General features: G+C 46.2%; 17 protein-coding genes. All 17 read right to left on the bottom strand.

Annotated features, from left to right (window positions below; translation table 11 throughout):
* Positions 1–66: 66 nt before the first annotated feature.
* Positions 67–465 (bottom strand): MAPEG family protein, encoded by a 399-nt coding sequence (locus NAF29_RS10050; RefSeq protein ID WP_251261415.1) that lies wholly within the window; start codon positions 463–465, stop codon positions 67–69.
* A 6-nt stretch (positions 466–471) separates the two neighbouring features.
* The gene (gene hemH, locus NAF29_RS10045) at positions 472–1,467 is read right to left on the bottom strand and encodes a ferrochelatase (RefSeq protein WP_251261414.1); all 996 of its coding nucleotides are present in this window, start codon (positions 1,465–1,467) and stop codon (positions 472–474) included.
* Between the two features lie 117 nt (positions 1,468–1,584).
* Positions 1,585–2,103, bottom strand: coding sequence for a DUF3833 domain-containing protein (locus tag NAF29_RS10040; protein ID WP_251261413.1), 519 nt, complete (start codon positions 2,101–2,103; stop codon positions 1,585–1,587).
* Positions 2,104–2,108: 5 nt separating this feature from the next.
* On the bottom strand, positions 2,109–2,618 hold the full coding sequence (locus tag NAF29_RS10035; RefSeq protein ID WP_251261412.1) for a chalcone isomerase family protein: 510 nt from the start codon (positions 2,616–2,618) through the stop codon (positions 2,109–2,111).
* A 134-nt stretch (positions 2,619–2,752) separates the two neighbouring features.
* Complete coding sequence (gene nirC / locus NAF29_RS10030) at positions 2,753–3,595, bottom strand: nitrite transporter NirC (RefSeq protein ID WP_251261411.1); 843 nt, start codon at positions 3,593–3,595, stop codon at positions 2,753–2,755.
* A 35-nt stretch (positions 3,596–3,630) separates the two neighbouring features.
* On the bottom strand, positions 3,631–3,969 hold the full coding sequence (gene nirD / locus NAF29_RS10025; RefSeq protein ID WP_251261410.1) for a nitrite reductase small subunit NirD: 339 nt from the start codon (positions 3,967–3,969) through the stop codon (positions 3,631–3,633).
* Positions 3,966–6,530 carry a nitrite reductase large subunit NirB gene (gene nirB / locus NAF29_RS10020; protein ID WP_251261409.1) on the bottom strand — a complete coding sequence of 855 codons (2,565 nt, stop codon included), beginning with the start codon at positions 6,528–6,530 and terminating at the stop codon, positions 3,966–3,968. Before nirB ends, nirD begins: the two co-directional genes overlap by 4 nt.
* 315 nt (positions 6,531–6,845) lie before the next feature.
* Positions 6,846–8,306 carry a D-xylose transporter XylE gene (gene xylE, locus NAF29_RS10015; protein WP_251261408.1) on the bottom strand — a complete coding sequence of 487 codons (1,461 nt, stop codon included), beginning with the start codon at positions 8,304–8,306 and terminating at the stop codon, positions 6,846–6,848.
* 612 nt (positions 8,307–8,918) lie between these two features.
* Complete coding sequence (locus NAF29_RS10010; RefSeq protein WP_285817691.1) at positions 8,919–9,443, bottom strand: DUF2878 domain-containing protein; 525 nt, start codon at positions 9,441–9,443, stop codon at positions 8,919–8,921.
* Positions 9,440–10,675 (bottom strand): SAM-dependent methyltransferase, encoded by a 1,236-nt coding sequence (locus NAF29_RS10005; protein WP_251261406.1) that lies wholly within the window; start codon positions 10,673–10,675, stop codon positions 9,440–9,442. The genes NAF29_RS10010 and NAF29_RS10005 overlap by 4 nt, the downstream gene beginning before the upstream one ends.
* Positions 10,665–11,414: a DUF1365 domain-containing protein gene (locus NAF29_RS10000; RefSeq protein WP_285817690.1), complete on the bottom strand. Its 750-nt coding sequence runs from the start codon at positions 11,412–11,414 to the stop codon at positions 10,665–10,667. The genes NAF29_RS10005 and NAF29_RS10000 overlap by 11 nt, the downstream gene beginning before the upstream one ends.
* Positions 11,411–12,664 (bottom strand): NAD(P)/FAD-dependent oxidoreductase, encoded by a 1,254-nt coding sequence (locus NAF29_RS09995; protein WP_251261405.1) that lies wholly within the window; start codon positions 12,662–12,664, stop codon positions 11,411–11,413. The genes NAF29_RS10000 and NAF29_RS09995 overlap by 4 nt, the downstream gene beginning before the upstream one ends.
* A 3-nt stretch (positions 12,665–12,667) precedes the next feature.
* Positions 12,668–13,414: an SDR family NAD(P)-dependent oxidoreductase gene (locus NAF29_RS09990; RefSeq protein WP_251261404.1), complete on the bottom strand. Its 747-nt coding sequence runs from the start codon at positions 13,412–13,414 to the stop codon at positions 12,668–12,670.
* A complete protein-coding gene (locus NAF29_RS09985) occupies positions 13,411–13,836 on the bottom strand; it encodes a nuclear transport factor 2 family protein (RefSeq protein ID WP_251261403.1) in 426 nt (141 codons plus the stop codon). The genes NAF29_RS09990 and NAF29_RS09985 overlap by 4 nt, the downstream gene beginning before the upstream one ends.
* A complete protein-coding gene (phrB, locus tag NAF29_RS09980) occupies positions 13,836–15,239 on the bottom strand; it encodes a deoxyribodipyrimidine photo-lyase (protein WP_251261402.1) in 1,404 nt (467 codons plus the stop codon). The genes NAF29_RS09985 and phrB overlap by 1 nt, the downstream gene beginning before the upstream one ends.
* Positions 15,240–15,245: 6 nt before the next feature.
* Positions 15,246–16,220: a YbgA family protein gene (locus tag NAF29_RS09975; protein WP_251261401.1), complete on the bottom strand. Its 975-nt coding sequence runs from the start codon at positions 16,218–16,220 to the stop codon at positions 15,246–15,248.
* A 91-nt stretch (positions 16,221–16,311) separates the two neighbouring features.
* Complete coding sequence (locus NAF29_RS09970; protein ID WP_251261400.1) at positions 16,312–16,512, bottom strand: DUF2517 family protein; 201 nt, start codon at positions 16,510–16,512, stop codon at positions 16,312–16,314.
* Between the last annotated feature and the right edge of the window lie 76 nt (positions 16,513–16,588).

Genomic DNA, 16,588 nt, shown 5'->3' with positions numbered 1-16,588 from the left:
AGCGACGAATAAAAAAGGAGCAGGTTCACCTGCTCCTTCAACAACGCCTAAAGCGGTATCGACAACTTAGCCAGCCATGACCCATGACGAAAACTGCATCATCAACATCACGCTGCTGGCGATGATCACGACAAAAGTACCCATCATCCCGAACACTCGACCATTTGATTTACCACTTGAACCGCGCAATGCCATTGCATGTAACGCTCGAGATACAAACAGTGCGGCACCAAGTATATGAATCGTGAGGGCACTTGCTCCGTTGAAATCAAGTGCAGCTATCATGATCAAGCTGATGGGAACGTATTCAGTAAAGTTTGCATGCGCTCGAATAGCGCGGGCGAGCACCTCATTGTCACCGTCGCCGATTCCAATGAGGTGTTTTCTTCTAAGTTTTATGACGCCAATCGACAACGCGATCATCAGTAGCCCATGAAGGGCTATATAGAGTCCACTCACTACCATGTTGAGTTACCATCCTTTTAATTGCTCCGATACAAGTGAGGACATAAGACGTGCGTGGCAAGGAGCAGCATTCAACGCTGGAATATAACGATACTGTTGGCCGCCAGCTTCCATGAATATGTCTCTGTTTTCTTCTGCTATTTCTTCAAGTGTCTCAAGACAGTCTGAAGCAAATGCAGGGCAAATCACGTCAATCGACCTAACACCTTTGTCAGGGAGAGCTTCTAACGTCTTATCAGTATAGGGCTGTAACCAAGGTTCGCGACCAAATCTTGACTGATATGTCTGAATCCATTGGTCATCTCTCAAATTTAGCTCTTTTGCCACGGCTTTTGCGGTGGCTTCGCAATGATCTGGGTACGGATCGCCCAAACGCGCATACCGTTGAGGAATGCCATGGAACGACATCATGAGCTTTTCGGGTTGGCCATGCTGCGCCCAGTACATTTTCACTGAACCTGCCAGTCCCTTAATGTACTGATGATGGTCATAGTAATGCGGTACCATGCGGATTTCAGGAATATGGCGAATATCGCGTAATGCATTGGCAATGGCATCTGCCACAGAGCCCGTGGTGGTTGCTGAATATTGCGGATATAAAGGCAGCACAACAATGCGCTTCACGCCTTTATTCATTAAATTGGCAATACCATCCGGAATGGAGGGTTGGCCGTAAGTCATCGCAAGCTCAACCGGGCAGTCTAAGCCCTGATCCATGATCAGTCGAGAAGCTAATTGTTCTGCCTGTTGTTGGCCAATGGACCTTAACGGTGAATCTTCTTCCCAAATAGAGGCATAAGCTTTTGCAACTTTGGGGCTGCGAATGGGCAAAATAATGCCATTTAAAACGGGCCACCAAATCGCTCTTGGCACATCAACCACACGGCGATCAGAAAGGAATTGCTTGAGGTACCGTCGAACTGCTGACGCGGTTGGCGCGTCGGGTGTACCTAAATTGACGAGCAGAACACCATACGCTTCATGCTTGAGTTTTAATTCCATTGGATTTGAACTTCTCCTAATAAAGCCACCGCCAGTGTACGAGATAAACCGTGCTGAAGACCAGTACCAATGCCGATGATTATAAACACTCGTGTCATTGGGTGTAATCTTTGCGACTCATTGTTTTTGCATAAACAAAGTGATCTGCCCTACTTTGAAGCCAAACTTGGTGAGTTCGCCCACGTTCATCACCACGTTTTTGTCTATTTGGTACAGCCAATCGTTCACCCCGACCGTCCACTTTTCGCCGTCGACTACGATCTGTAAGTCGTAATTCCAATTCATGGCAAACCCTACCACACTGCCCTGAGCTTGCCCTTCAACATCGGCTGCTGTTCCTGTGTAGGCATTGTTGCTGCGAGTCAGTGTCCAAACGCGAGTTTGACGCTCTCCATCATCAAATTCAAAAACTTCATCTAACGTGCCTTTATCGCCCTGCCAAGTCGCCTTAATAGTTGCAGTAAAGCGGCGTTTCACCACGCCATTGCGATCGCTGACGGTTCCCCAAGCTTTCAGGTCACCGTCAAAGTAAGAGCGAAGATCAAACGCATCTTCACGACCTTGGTAATCCGATAGCTGTTGCGAGCAACCGAGTAAGCCCCACAATGCGATGGCGATTACAAATAGGTGTCTCATTGTTGTTATTCCTTTTGCCCAAGTAATTGGGCTCTAAATTCGGTGTGTTGGTCTCGGTCGGCTAACCAAATGGATAGAAACTCGATGCTGAATTGTTTGGAATTGATGGAGCCAATATGGCTCAGTGCCTTACCGTGGGATTGATGTGAAAAATCAGCCCGACCTTGTGCATTAATTTCCACCACGAGCCTGTCACCCTCGGAGATGTCGGGCCATATGCTCAGCAACTGTTCGCGCCATGATTTATGCTGCGCGGTTTGGACAAAACCGAGTTTGCGCCATTCATCAATAGTCGCTTCAACGAGTTCTTCTGAGGTTATATCAACCTGATATTGAAGTTCTAGCCGAGAACCTTCGACATTGTCGAATTTAAATGCTCCATTCGGGTGATACAATTCAGCGTTGTACACCGTAAACCACAACACGTCGAAGTCTGCTTTGCCGACTAAACGGCTCGCTTCAGCAGAGACTGGGAATGCACACCAGCAACATAACGACAATATGAATGCACGCATATTTCTACCTAACAGTAGTTAATCCTCTTTCTCTTATGCGTACACAACACAAAACGATCATATTCGTGTCGAATTGGAGGCAAAAAAAAGCCACTGCATTTGCAGTGGCTTAAACGACGCATTGAACGCCTGAGTTATTGCGTAGCCTCGGCGGCTTTAGAGACCTCGATCGTGTCATCGAGGTTATCGTTTTTAGTGGGTTTAAACATTGGACGTTGCTCTTTCGGTGTTGAGTACCAGTAACCCAATCCCATGAAAGCAGCACCTGAAATCGCGTTCCCTATTGAAACCCACAGCAAGTTGTGACCAATACCAGACAAGGTATATGCATCACTATGCTGACCAAACCAAGATAATGCAAAAATAGTCATGTTCGCTACTGAGTGCTCATAACCACAGGCGATAAAGGCCAATAAACACCACCAAATCGCAATAAAGCGGCCCGTGCCTTCAACTCGCTGGCACATCCAAATAGCTAAGCAGACCAACCAGTTACACAAAATTCCTTTGAACAATAAAACGTCGATAGACGCCGATGTTTTCGCCAGCGCAACCTTATGTAATAGGCTGCTCGTTTCAGGCAATAGCGCTCCGCCGCCAGCATAAAAGAATAATAACGCCACCATGACTGAACCTAACAAGTTACCAGCCCACGTTTGCGGTAAAATACGGAGATTATCAAACCATGTAATTTCGCCAGTTTTAGCCCCGAAAGCTAAAAACATGGTGTGCCCGGTATACAATTCTGATCCGGCCATGATCACCAAGGTCAAAGCAATACCAAACGTGCCCCCCATTACCAAAGGACGTATAGACGGGTCTACTAAGTTGCCCAGTGTGAAAATTAAGATGATTCCCAAGCCCACATAAGCCCCTGCCATCGCAGAGCTAATCCAAAAACCGATTGGATTTTCGTCGGCCAGCTTTACAATGCGACCGGCTGTTTGGGAACACTTTTTAATAGGATCTGCAAACATTCTTGGTGATTCCTTTTCATTATAAATTGTGTTGCTTAAAGCGCTGCTGAATCGGCAATTTCGACGTTGCCATCGCGCACTCTAGCGGGGTAACTTTTCACACTCATTTCAGAATTTTCTAAACAACGGCCATCTGAAAGGTTAAAACGCTGCTTTTTAAGCGGGCTGGCGACCCATAGCTCATCTTGGTGCTGAGCAATTAAGCCGCGCGATAGTACATTGGCATTTGCAAACGGATCCATGTTCGAAATAGCAAACACAGAGCCTGAGTCATCGGGCCTAAAGACCGCTACTTGCTGTTCGTTCACAAGCGCACATAAACCGGTGCCTGCGGGAATGTCATCTACATGACAAATGGTTAGCCAATTGCTCATTCTACGGTCTCCAATGCAACATGAAGAATGTCACCTTTGATGGGTGGATGCTTTTCTGCGAAGCTTGCCGGACGATGTTGTTCGCGTGCTGGAACGAATACCACGTTGTCATCTCGACGATCGCTGTTAATGAAGTGAGTAAAGCGCTTTAACTGTTTCGGATCATTAATGGTGTCGGTCCATTCACATCGATATTCATTTACAAGTCGTGCAACGTCAGCTTCAAGCTGCGTGTTGATGCCAAGCTTGTCGTTCACCACCACCTCACGGAGGTAATCCACCCCCCCTTCTAGGTTTTCTAGCCAAACCGACGTGCGCTGTAATTTATCGGCCGTACGGACATAAAACATCATGAACCGGTCTACGTATTGAATTAGCGTTGCTTCGTCTAAATCTGAAGCCAGCAAATCACCATGACGTGGCTTCATGCCGCCATTGCCACCTACATACATATTCCAACCGGCATCCGTAGCAATAATGCCTAAATCTTTACCTTGCGCTTCGGCGCACTCACGGGTGCAACCCGACACACCAAATTTCATTTTGTGAGGAGTACGAATACCTTTGTATCGATTCTCAAGTGTGACACCCAAGTTGACGCTATCTTGCACACCAAAGCGACACCAAGTGCTACCAACACAGGTTTTGGCCATACGGAGCGCCTTACCGTATGCCTGGCCTGTTTCATAGCCGGCGTTAATGAGCTTGCGCCAAATCTCAGGTAAATCGTCTTTTTGCGCACCAAATAACCCAATACGCTGCGCTCCTGTAATTTTGGTATACAAATCGTAATCCGCAGCCACTTGCGCTAATACTCCCAACGCTTTGGGGGTGACTTCACCACCGGCCATTCTTGGAATCACTGAATAAGTGCCATCTTTTTGGATGTTGCCAAGAAAGTTATCGTTACTGTCTTGCAAAGATACGAGCTCTGAGGACAAAACATGGTCGCCCCAGCATGATGACAACACTGAACCAATGGCTGGTTTGCACACTTCACAGCCATAACCTTGCCCATGTTTCGCCAATACTTCAGCAAACGTACGATGTCCTTCTACTCGAATCAGGTGGAATAATTCTTGACGCGAGTAATGGAAGTGTTCGCATAGGTGGTTGTTAACCTCAATGCCAGACTTCGCCAACTCGGCATTCAGTACTTGACCGATGAGCGGTAAACATCCACCACAACCTGTACCCGCGTTCGTCACAGCTTTAATATCGGCCAAGGTATGATGCCCACCGGCAACCGCTGCGGAAATCTTGCCTTTTGTGACATCAAAACAAGAACAAATCACAGCAGTATCAGGTAATGAATCGGCCCCCATGGCTGGCGTTTCGGCACCGGCATGAGCAGGCAAAATCAGGCTGTCGGGATGCTCTGGTAATTCAATATCGTTGAGTTTGAGTTGCAACAGGTTGCCGTAGTCTGATGTATCGCCCACCAGTACCGCACCTAACAGCTGCTTACCATTTTCAGAAACGATAATTCTCTTATATATACATTCATCATCGTTTTGATATACATAACTTTTGCAGCCTGGAGTACGACCATTAGCGTCACCAATACTACCGACTTTAACCCCCAGCAATTTGAGCTTTGCGCTCATATCCGCGCCTTCAAAAGCGTTGCTGTTACCCAGCAAATGATCCACTGCAACTTGCGCCATCTTATAGCCAGGGGCCACTAAACCAAAGAAGCTAGCATTCCATGATGCACACTCTCCGATGGCATAAATATTGGAATCAGAGGTCAGGCATTGATCGTCAATTGCAATGCCGCCGCGCGGGGCAAGTTCCAAATCGATTTGACGTGCCAGTTTATCTTGCGGGCGAATACCTGTAGAAAACACCACAAAATCAACTTCCAATTCAGTGTCGTCAGCAAACTTCATCACATTGCGACGCTCGCCTTCACTGCTACAAATCTCAAGTGTGTTTTTACTGGTATGAACGTTCACGCCCATACGCTCAATTTCTTTGCGGAGTAATAAACCGCCTTGATGATCCAACTGTTCCGCCATTAGCACAGGCGCAAATTCTATGACGTGTGTTTCAACGCCCAGAGCTTTTAATGCCCCTGCAGCTTCAAGTCCTAACAAGCCCCCACCCACAACAGCGCCCGAGTAGCTTGTTTTTGCACAGGTTTCGATGGCTTTCAGATCTTCAATCGTGCGATACACAAAACAATCTTTGCCTTCATTGCCTTGAATTGGCGGTACCCAAGGGTACGAGCCTGTTGCCATGACCAAACGGTCGTATTGCACCTCGCGGCCCGAACTTGCTGTCACAACTTGGTGCGTGCGATCGATATGCGTCGCCTGCTCACCAATGAGCACTTGGATACCATGCTTTTCATAAAAGCCTTGCTTAACTAACGACAGTTCTTCAGCGGTATGATGTGAAAAATATGAGGAGAGATGAACACGATCGTAGGCAACTCGGGGCTCTTCGCAGAACACCGTGACTTCAAACTGATCAATATCGGCTTTGTCGACCAAATCTTCCAGGTAACGATGACCTACCATGCCATTGCCGATCATGACGAGTTTAATTTTGTTCATATGAATTCCAGCGCACTCACTTAAATTGTTGCATTTTGCGCATAGTAATTCATTGGCGAGTCGAACTTGTGATTTAGATCAACATAGACCCGCATCTCACTAAATATTAATTTTGTGTGTAAATTAATATGTTACCAACCCATACAACGCGTTAGGTTTTGGTGCTGGTGCGATACCGAATCCATCATATTCGATCAATCCCGTGGGCCGCGCATTTGCAACTTTATATGGTTCGATGTTTGATGAGCACTCGACTTTTTTGAACAAAAAAAGCCCCGCCAGTGGGCAGGGCTCATTGGTCATTACTGATTGAAGTTAAGCTTGGTTGCGAGCCACCTCAGCAATAGGGTCTTCTTCGGTTTTTTGTTCCCAAAGGTCTTCTAGTTCTTCAAGTGTCAGTCCCTTAGTTTCAGGCACCCACTTATAAACGAACACAACAGTGAGAACGGCCATGGCACCATAGAACCAGAATGGGAAGCCACCGTTGAAGCTTTGATACAAGAAGCTATCTTTGGCATTCATCATCGGGAAGGTCTGAGACACCAAGAAGTTAGAAAACCACTGGAAGAACACCGCCACAGACAATGCTTTAGAGCGAACGTTATTCGGGAATATTTCAGACAACAAGACCCAAACCACTGGACCCAATGACAAGGCGAACGCAGCAATATAACCCAGTACGAAGACCAGTAAATAGCCGCCTACTGCATCTAAGTACGCAGCGGTACCAATAGCAATCATACACACCGCCATGGCTGCTGAACCAATCATCATCAGAGGACGACGACCAAACTTGTCTACCGTTTTAATAGCAATCACAGTGAAGATAAGGTTCACCGCACCCACCATAATGGTTTGCAACAATGCAATATCGAGGTTGCCGTCACCAAAGCCCTTCAGAATTTCTGGTGCATAATACAAGAATACATTAATGCCGGTGATCTGCTGGAACACACTGAGCATAATGCCAATGGTCAGCACGTAAAAAACTTTAGGTGACAGCAGCTTACCTGTTTTTTGCTTCATCGATTGTTGGATTTCATTCCACTGGGATTGAACTGAGTGAGCTCCCCCCAACCCAGCCAACAAGCCTTTTGCTTCCTCATCTCGTCCTTGTAGCGCCAACCAACGTGGTGTTTCTGGCACACGCAGTAGTAAAACGAAAAATAGTGTGGCTGGAATCATTTCAGATGCGAACATGTATCGCCATCCGGTTTGATACAACCAAGACAGATCGCCAAGTTGAGCAATACCGTAATTTACAAAGTAGACAACGAGCATCCCGAAGATAATCGCAAATTGATTACAAGCCACTAAAGCACCACGACGCTCAGCGGGTGCCACCTCGGCAATGTACATTGGCGACACCATAGACGCGATACCAACACCTACGCCACCAATCAAACGAAACACGATAAAGGACCAATAGTAAGCGTTAAGATCCTGCTCTACGTCGCCACTGAGCATGAAACTAGGCACAAACATATCTGGCACAGCACTGCCAATTGCAGAAATAAAGAATAGAATTGCTGCCAACAGCAAAGAGCCTCTGCGGCCCATACTATTACTAATGAAACCCGCTACGATGGCTCCAACAATACAACCTAAAAGAGCAGAAGAAAAAGCAAAGCCCATTTCAGCTGGACTACCTTGAAAGAAATTTGTAAGGGCTTCTGTGGTCCCTGAGATAACCGCTGTATCGTAACCAAATAGCAGCCCCCCCAACGCAACAGCAAACGTTATTGCCATCAAATTTGTTTTACCTGTTTGAACCATGTTTGTCTCCAGTATGGTCAAGTCTCGAAGAAGAACCCCTAACAAAGCGTTAACGGTAACATTGCGAGTTAGATTATGGTGTAGCACGCATTCTATTGCCTAGCTGTTGATATTAGTTATCATAAATTCAACTATCAGAATGGATAATATGGCTGTATGTCACACACTGCAGCTTAACCCACAGTCTCGGCTTCGCCCGATTATCCCAATCGAGAAACACCCCACTTTCAAGCATTACCCAACTCTATAACAACCTGTTTTACAACGGTATTTTTTTTAAGTCACCAACATGCATGAGCGACAGAGACACTTACATTCCCTTTAGGCAGATATTCTATCTCTAACGTGTTAAATATGCTGTGCCAGCCGTATTCATGCTATTTTAAAATAAATCTAATATAGGTTAATTGTTGTTTGATATTGTTAACGGCAGGTTTTTGGATTGAGGTGTGCTCATTAGAATTGATTTTTTGCAGCTGTCCAGTACACCTAAAACTCTAGGGTTTTGATTTTCAAAGAAATCACTAAATTGACCGATTCTGAAAACTCAAAGTTGCGATTAATTAATGGCATTCATTGAATCATCACAATAAGAGATTAGAGAAAGCGCGGTTAACGAGAAACGCGAGGCAACGCCAAAGGAACCAAGTACCGGCAGGCCACCACAAAAATCACTGCCCATTCAAACGCAATCATAAGGCTGAGCGGAAACACCAACTCCCCCCCGGCAATCACAGCGCCCGCTCGGTAACTAATCCACCCGCCAGCTGCGGCTAGCACAGCACCTAAATAAGGCTTGGCTAACAGCCAACGTAAACTGTGAAGCAACATAGTGGCAAACAACGGCCATAAACATAGCAACCATAGGGGCGGTAACGGGCCTGAGTGATTGGGGAGTTGGAGCACCCCCGAATGGAAATGAATCAGTTCACTGACCAAACCAATGGCCAGAAATATCACCATTAAATTGCGATCAGCCTTTGGCGTGGGAGACAACGACCAATGACCGATAAACCAGGCGATAACCCAAGGCACAGCAAGATCACCCATCATAACCAAGCTAAACCAGCATAGTTGGAACGATGCAACATTTAGAATAAGCCACCATATAGGCAGCTTTGTAGAACTATGATTCAACTATATGGAGCCTTTTCCAATTGCATCTGAACAGTACTAATAGTTTTCTCGCGAAAGCCGCCTTCACAATAACATAGATAAAAACGCCACATGCGAATGAATTGCTCATCGAATCCTAATGCACGCACCTTATCTAACTGCTCTTCGAAATTGTGACGCCAATCCTCCAACGTTTTGGCGTAGTCCAAGCCAATATCGTTGAGGGTTCGTATGGATAAATCACTGTATTTTGCAATATGCTCAGATAACACGGCCACTGACGGCAGGTAGCCGCCTGGGAAAATGTAGCGCTGAATAAAGTCTACGCTGTTGCGATACGCCTTCTCACGCTGATCGGCAATGGTAATTGATTGCAACGACATTTTTCCGCCCGGTTTGAGTAACGAGGAACACTTTTTAAAAAATTGGTCCAAGTGCTCAAATCCTACAGCTTCAATCATTTCGATTGAGATCAACTTGTCGTAAACGCCGGTTAGCGCTCGATAATCTTGATTCAGTAATACAACCTGGTCGGCCACGCCTTCTTGTTCAAACCGAGTTTGTGCAAACTTATACTGCTCATCACTGATTGTAGTGGTAGTGACTTTGCAACCGTAATGTTTGGCAGCATAACAGGCGAGTCCGCCCCACCCCGTACCAATTTCTAGTAAATGGTCATCAGCTGACAAATCTAGAAAATCACACAAACGCTTCAGTTTGTGCTCAGATGCGTCTTGCAATGTGCTGCCTTGATCGGCATATACACCGGCGGAGTACATCATGGTTGAGTCTAGAAACAACTCATAAAATGCATTGCTCAAGTCATAGTGGGCAACGATATTCTTTTTAGAGCCCGTGACACTGTTGCCATTGAGTTTATGGAACAATTTTCGCGATAAGCGGTTCAACCAAGACGTGCTGGCATCGAGTCGGTCTAGGGTCGCTAAATTCGACGCCATCAACCGCATTACTGCGGTGAGATCTGGGGTCTCCCAGTGGCCCTGCATGTATGATTCTGCCGCACCAATACTACCGTCTTTAATGACTGCCTTATAAAAACTCGGATCATGCACCGTTACGTGAGCAGACACGCCTTCGTTGCCTTCGCCAAATATTTGCTTCCGGTCTCCATCCACCAAAGTTAATTGCCCTACCGACAAATTTTGCAGTGAATTCAATAGCATTCTAGTGACCACTGATGGGCCTGAAGCTTGTATATTTGACGTTAACGTCAGAGAAGACTCATTCGACATTTTTCGCTCCTGAATGTGTCGTGTAGGGTACATAAGGCACTTTTTTGACCCATAACTTAAGTGCCTGCCAATATATTTTTACCATGATGCTGATTGTAATGATGGGCGTCTTAAGCAGCACTCCAAACAAAGTACGGCTATTCAATGGGTTTTGGATCATCGCCAATGTCGCATCAAATATTTTTCCTTGGCGATCGTGGTTTTCAATATGCAGCAGTAATTTTTGGTGTGGAGTTTTAATACGCCATTGGTAATCCATATTTAATTCCATAAATGGCGAGACATGAAAGGCTTTGGGTTGACGCACGTCCTTTTGCTGGCATGGCACTGCGTAATAATGTGTTTTTAGCCAAGGCGTGTTGCTCACTTCAGCCAATACGTACATTAACTGTCCGCTACTGGAATAGCAGTAAAAGCAATTGATGGGGCTGAAGTAAACACCTAAATACCGTAGCTGGCCGAGCATTAAAATTTTGCCATCGCACTCATAACCGGTGAGCAATTTAAGCTGTTCGCGCACGGCGTCTTTTAATTCGGGTTGAGACGATTGTTTGAGGTAATCAGAGCGCTTAAGTTGTGCCCAGTTGAAACGATTCACCGAAAATAGGCCAACATTTTGATCCAGTTGCTCTAACTCATCAAGATCTAGCATGGGCATAAAAAGCGGATACTTAAAGCAATTCACCGCTGGCCGAGATCTGCGGTGCCTGATATGCCCGATGTAGAGATGGCTGTTCAAAGCGACGCCCCATTGAGGGCTTTAACCACATCAAGCGCGGAGCGAACACCGTCCTCATGAAAGCCGTTATACCAGTAAGCACCACAAAAATACGTGTTGTGTTGACCGTTGATCTCATCGCGCTTCTTCTGCGCTTCAAAGCTAGTTATATTAAACACAGGGTGTGAATAGTGATAGCGACCAATAATGTGCTCTGCATCGATTTGATCGGTTTGGTTCAAGCTAACGCAGTAAGTGGTGTCGCTTTTCAACCCTTGCAGAATATTCATGTTGTAGGTGAGTGTGGCCAATGGGCTGTCTTTGTTGTCCAACATGTAGTTCCACGCCGCCCACGCCCTCTTGTGTTTGGGGAGCCGAGTGATATCGGTATGCAATACCACTTCGTTATTTTGGTAAGGAATATCGCCCAAAATTTGCGCCTCGTTTGGGCTTGCATTCGAGCCTAATAGCTTCAGTGCTTCGTCGCTGTGACACGCAAAAATAACCTTATCGAATTGCAATTGTTCGCTGTCAGTCGTGACTAAAACACCATGTTGATCACGCGTGACCGATACCGCCCCCGACATGATGTTCACATGCTCTGCGCACTCTTTCTGCCACGCTTTAACGTATTGGTGAGAACCGCCTTTAACAACATACCACTGCGGGCGATTTGTCACATCGAGCAAGCCATGATTGATAAAAAACCGGACAAAAAACAGTAACGGAAATTCTTCCATCTCACGAATAGACGACGACCAGATCGCTGCCCCCATCGACATGAGGTAATTCACTCGGAAATATTCGTTATAGTTGTGTAAATCTAGGAAGTCGCCCAGCGTCAAGTCTGGATCAATTTCGTGATTATCGAACGCCGCACGCGCTTGCTTATTGAAACGCATAATGTCGTAAAGCAAACGATAAAATTTAGGGTTGAAGGCGTTTTTCCAGTCCGCAAACAGCGTACTCAAGGAATGACCATTGTATTCAAGCTGAGTGTCTTTGTTACTAACACTAAAGCTCATGTCGGTGTTTTGGTAGTCCACTCCCAAGCGCGCCAGAAACTTCAAAAAATTGGGATACGTGCGGTTGTTGAAAACAATAAAGCCGGTGTCAACAGCAACACCTTGATGAGCCCCAGAAAGCTCTTTAGTGGCCGTATGCCCGCCCAAATAACTATTCTTTTCAAACAAGGTGACTTGGTATTCTTCTTTCAACAAATAGCTGGTTACGAGACCCGAGATACCACTACCGATTACTGCGACTTTCATACATCAATCCTTGGAACTAGAAACCATTAACGCCCTTGCAAGCGCGAGCCTGACGGTTAATGGCAAAATACTAATAAAGCTTAACGTGGCGCAAAACAGCTTTGGAAACTTTATTTCGGCTTTGCGCTGCTCCAGCCCTTTAATGATTGCCCTACTCGCTTCATGAGCGGGTTTTAGCATGGGCATTTCAAAGTTATTCTTTTGAGTGAGTGGAGTATCAATAAAACCTAATACAATGGTAGAAACGTCAATCGACTTGTGCTTCAAGGTATTTCTCAAGACGTGACCTATGTACTGAATTGCTGCTTTTGAAGCGCCATATGCTTCAGCTCTAGCAAACGGCAGGTAAATAGAAGCACTCGACACCAATGCAACTTGTGGCTGCGACGATCGTGAAAGCAATGCCATGGCTGCGTTCAGAACTCGGATGGGGGCAACAACGTTAATATCCATAGTGCGTTGCATAACTTGATGATCGAGGTGACCGTCTTCAATATACTCACAAACACCCGCATTTAACACTAGTCGGTCAATATGAGTTACAGTTTCTGATAATTGCTTGAACGCATTTTCAACCGCAATTTGCTCACTGGTGTCAAACGCCAACGTGATCATACCCTGCGCTGATAATTGTTCGAGAACAGCTTTATTCCGACCGCATGCAATCACTTGATCACCCTGCGCCAAATAGTCCTTCGCAAGGCTTAAACCAACACCGCTGGTGGCGCCTGTAATGAGTACCGTACTCACGCAGCCATTCTCTTCTTAAGAAAACGAATCATGCTACCGAGCACCGGCAGTTGTTCGTAGAGCATGCTCGCCCCATCAAAAAAGTCACGATGATAAATCACCTTACCCTGTTCAATTCGGATGTGGGAAACACCATCGACGGACACCGGTTTTCCGCCATTTATTTTCTTGTGCGTAAAGGTCATCACCCAGCCAATGACCGTTCCATCGTCATTGCTCATTTGCCATTTATAGTCAAAATGAATGCTTTCAACATTTTCATACATGGCAGCAAAGTAATGAACAATCGCATCAATGCCAGATACTGAATGAAATGGGTCTACGAATGTGGCATCCACACCGTACCACTGCTTTAGCTGTTCCACATTATCTGCATTTAAATTCAGATACATGGCTTTAAATGATTCGACCCACTGTTCCACTAGACTTCTGCCTCTAACGCTGTTTTATAGGTAGCCAATGCGAGTTTTCGTTGTTCCGAATGATCAACAACGGCTCGGTTGTAAAATTGCCCATCACTTGCTAAATGAACGCGCTTATCGTCGGTTGATGCAAGCTCTTTCACATACGAACGGATAAACACGCCCTGCGGATCAAATCGTTGGCTTTGAGTCACTGGGTTAAATATTCTGAAGTACGGTGCCGCATCTGTGCCGGTTGAAGCCGCCCACTGCCAACCGCCATTGTTGGCAGCAAAGTCGCCATCAATTAGTCGCGACATAAAATACTGTTCTCCCCAACGCCAGTCGATCAAAAGGTCTTTGCATAAGAAAGACGCCACGATCATGCGCAAACGATTATGCATCCAACCTGTTTGGTTAAGCTGCCGCATTGCTGCATCGACGATTGGAAATCCTGTTTGCCCTTTGCACCACGCATCAAACAGCATTGGATCGTTATGCCATGAAATAGCCTCGTAATTAGTTTTAAAGGCTTTTCCTTTGACAACATGAGGCCAAGCAACCATGACATGCTGGTAGAAGTCTCGCCAAATCAATTCATTTAACCACGTTCGAGCGCCTTCATTTAATGTGTCGGGAGCGCCATGATCCGCAACCAATCTTGCCACACATTGCCGCCCCGATAGTGCGCCAATCGCTAGGTATGCTGAAAGCTTTGAAGTTCCATCGATTGCGGGTAAATCTCGATGCTTTTTATAGAGTTGAGCACGCTCTCTACTAAAACTGCGCAACGCCTTCAAGACCGATTCGCTACCCACGTCCCAAGCGCTGCTATTACCTGTGTCGTATGGCCATTCAGTCAGTATTTCGAGGGATACTGGAACAATCGGTTTAAGCACTTTCGGGTGGGGTCGTGGCTCACAATCCCACCCCAATCGCATTAACTCGGTAACCCAAGTTTTACTAAACGGAGTGAAGACTTTATAAGGCTGCCCGCCTCCATTTTTTAGCGTTCCGGGTTGAATCACACAACGATCGTCGCTCAGGTGAAATGGAACACCGATGCGACTTTGAGCTTCGTTGTCGCGCGCAGATTCGCGCACTTCCAGCTCCCGATTGGCAAACACCGCTTCTGCAGATGTTACTTGTATGACATGGCGAAGCGTTTCAACCTGCCCGGTAAAATCATGAGCATTAAGTACCAGCAACTCAATGTTTAAAGCGTTAAATTCGTCGCGCAGGGCATCGAGCTGCCGTCGAATCAAGTCGGATTGAATCGGCGCCATGTGGTGCTGCCGCCAAGTATCCGGGGCGGCTAAGTAAAGCGCGTAAACCGTATCGCTGATTTCACAGGCTTTCGACAGTGCGGGATTATCAAGGCTGCGCAAGTCACGGCGCAGCCAAACAAGAGACGTTTTATACATATAAACTTACAATAAGTTGCGAAGTGCGAGCTTGTCGGGATAGGGTTTCAAGTAAACCTGTTGCGACAAGTACTGGTTCGGGAATTTGACCAACAAATGCCGCAGGAGCGTAATGGGAGCCATAAGTGGTAATTCGCCAACGCGGTATTTATCGATGACGTCTGCTAAGGCCTGCCGCTCGTCTGATCCGATGAAGCGTTTAAAGTACCCCTGCAAATGCATTAGGGCGTTGGTATTACCTTTTCGGCCCGGGCGCTGCGTCAATGCAAACATCAGTCCTGCAATATATTCATCGGCAATATCTTCGAGCGGTGCGCGTTTCAAATCGCCCAATAACTCACCCAGCATGCGATAAGACGGAACATGGTTAGCCATCACTAAGAATTTATAGCGAGAATGAAACTCAACCATTTTCTGCGGAGTAATACCCGATGCAACCATCGTTTGCCAATCGTGGTAAGCAAAAACGCGTGTCACGAAGTTTTCTTTAAGTACCGGATCGCACAGACGTCCGTTGTCTTCTATAGGTAACAGCGGATGCGCCTTCATTAAAGCCTGCGTGTACACGCCAGCGGAATCATTCGTTAGTAAGTGCCCTTCCGGGTGATAAATTTTGATGCGTTGAAAACCGCATGTTGGCGATTTGGCGCATACGATGTACCCGCTCAAGCCATTGAGGTGGGTGACCTGCTCGTGACTAAATGCCCGTAAGTCTTCGGTGACATCAATTTCTTTCTTAGTTGAACCCTGAACCCGAATGTCACCATCGTGATCTACAAGCCGAATGGTTGGACGCGGCACACCCATGCCAATCGCAACTTCTGGGCAGACCGGAACATACTCGACAAATGGGCTTAAATCGCTTTGGGCAAATGTGGATTGTTTATGGCCGCCGTCAAACCGCACGGGTTGACCAACGACACAGGCGCTCACGCCTACTTTGATGGAGTTTGAATCAAACTCTGAAGCAATAAATTTCATAGCGAGCCAACTGAAAAGTAAAGTGACTTACAGTGTACTCGCTCAAACGCTTTTCGGATCAGCGCAAACCAACAAATTTAATATTGCAAGCCTATGACTTTAATCCATTTGCTGCATCTTGCAGTTGCATCCAAACAGGCTTGTCACTGGATTTAACCCAAAATCGATGCAAATAGCTTCCCAATGGACCACGAACAGCAGGAATTGCAAAAGCAGGTAATGATAAGATTGCCGTGAACACCACAAAAATTCGGCGTAAAATAATGGTCATCGGATGGTAGACTGAAAACATAACGTCTCTCCTTGCTGGTTATCCTGCTTACAGGTTAGACCAGTAAAAATGTGATCGCAATCACTTTGTTGATTTA

Source organism: Echinimonas agarilytica, from assembly GCF_023703465.1.
Lineage (GTDB): Bacteria > Pseudomonadota > Gammaproteobacteria > Enterobacterales > Neiellaceae > Echinimonas > Echinimonas agarilytica.
The sequence above is the reverse complement of the archived record's forward strand: the minus strand, read 5'-3'. Positions and strand labels throughout refer to the sequence as shown.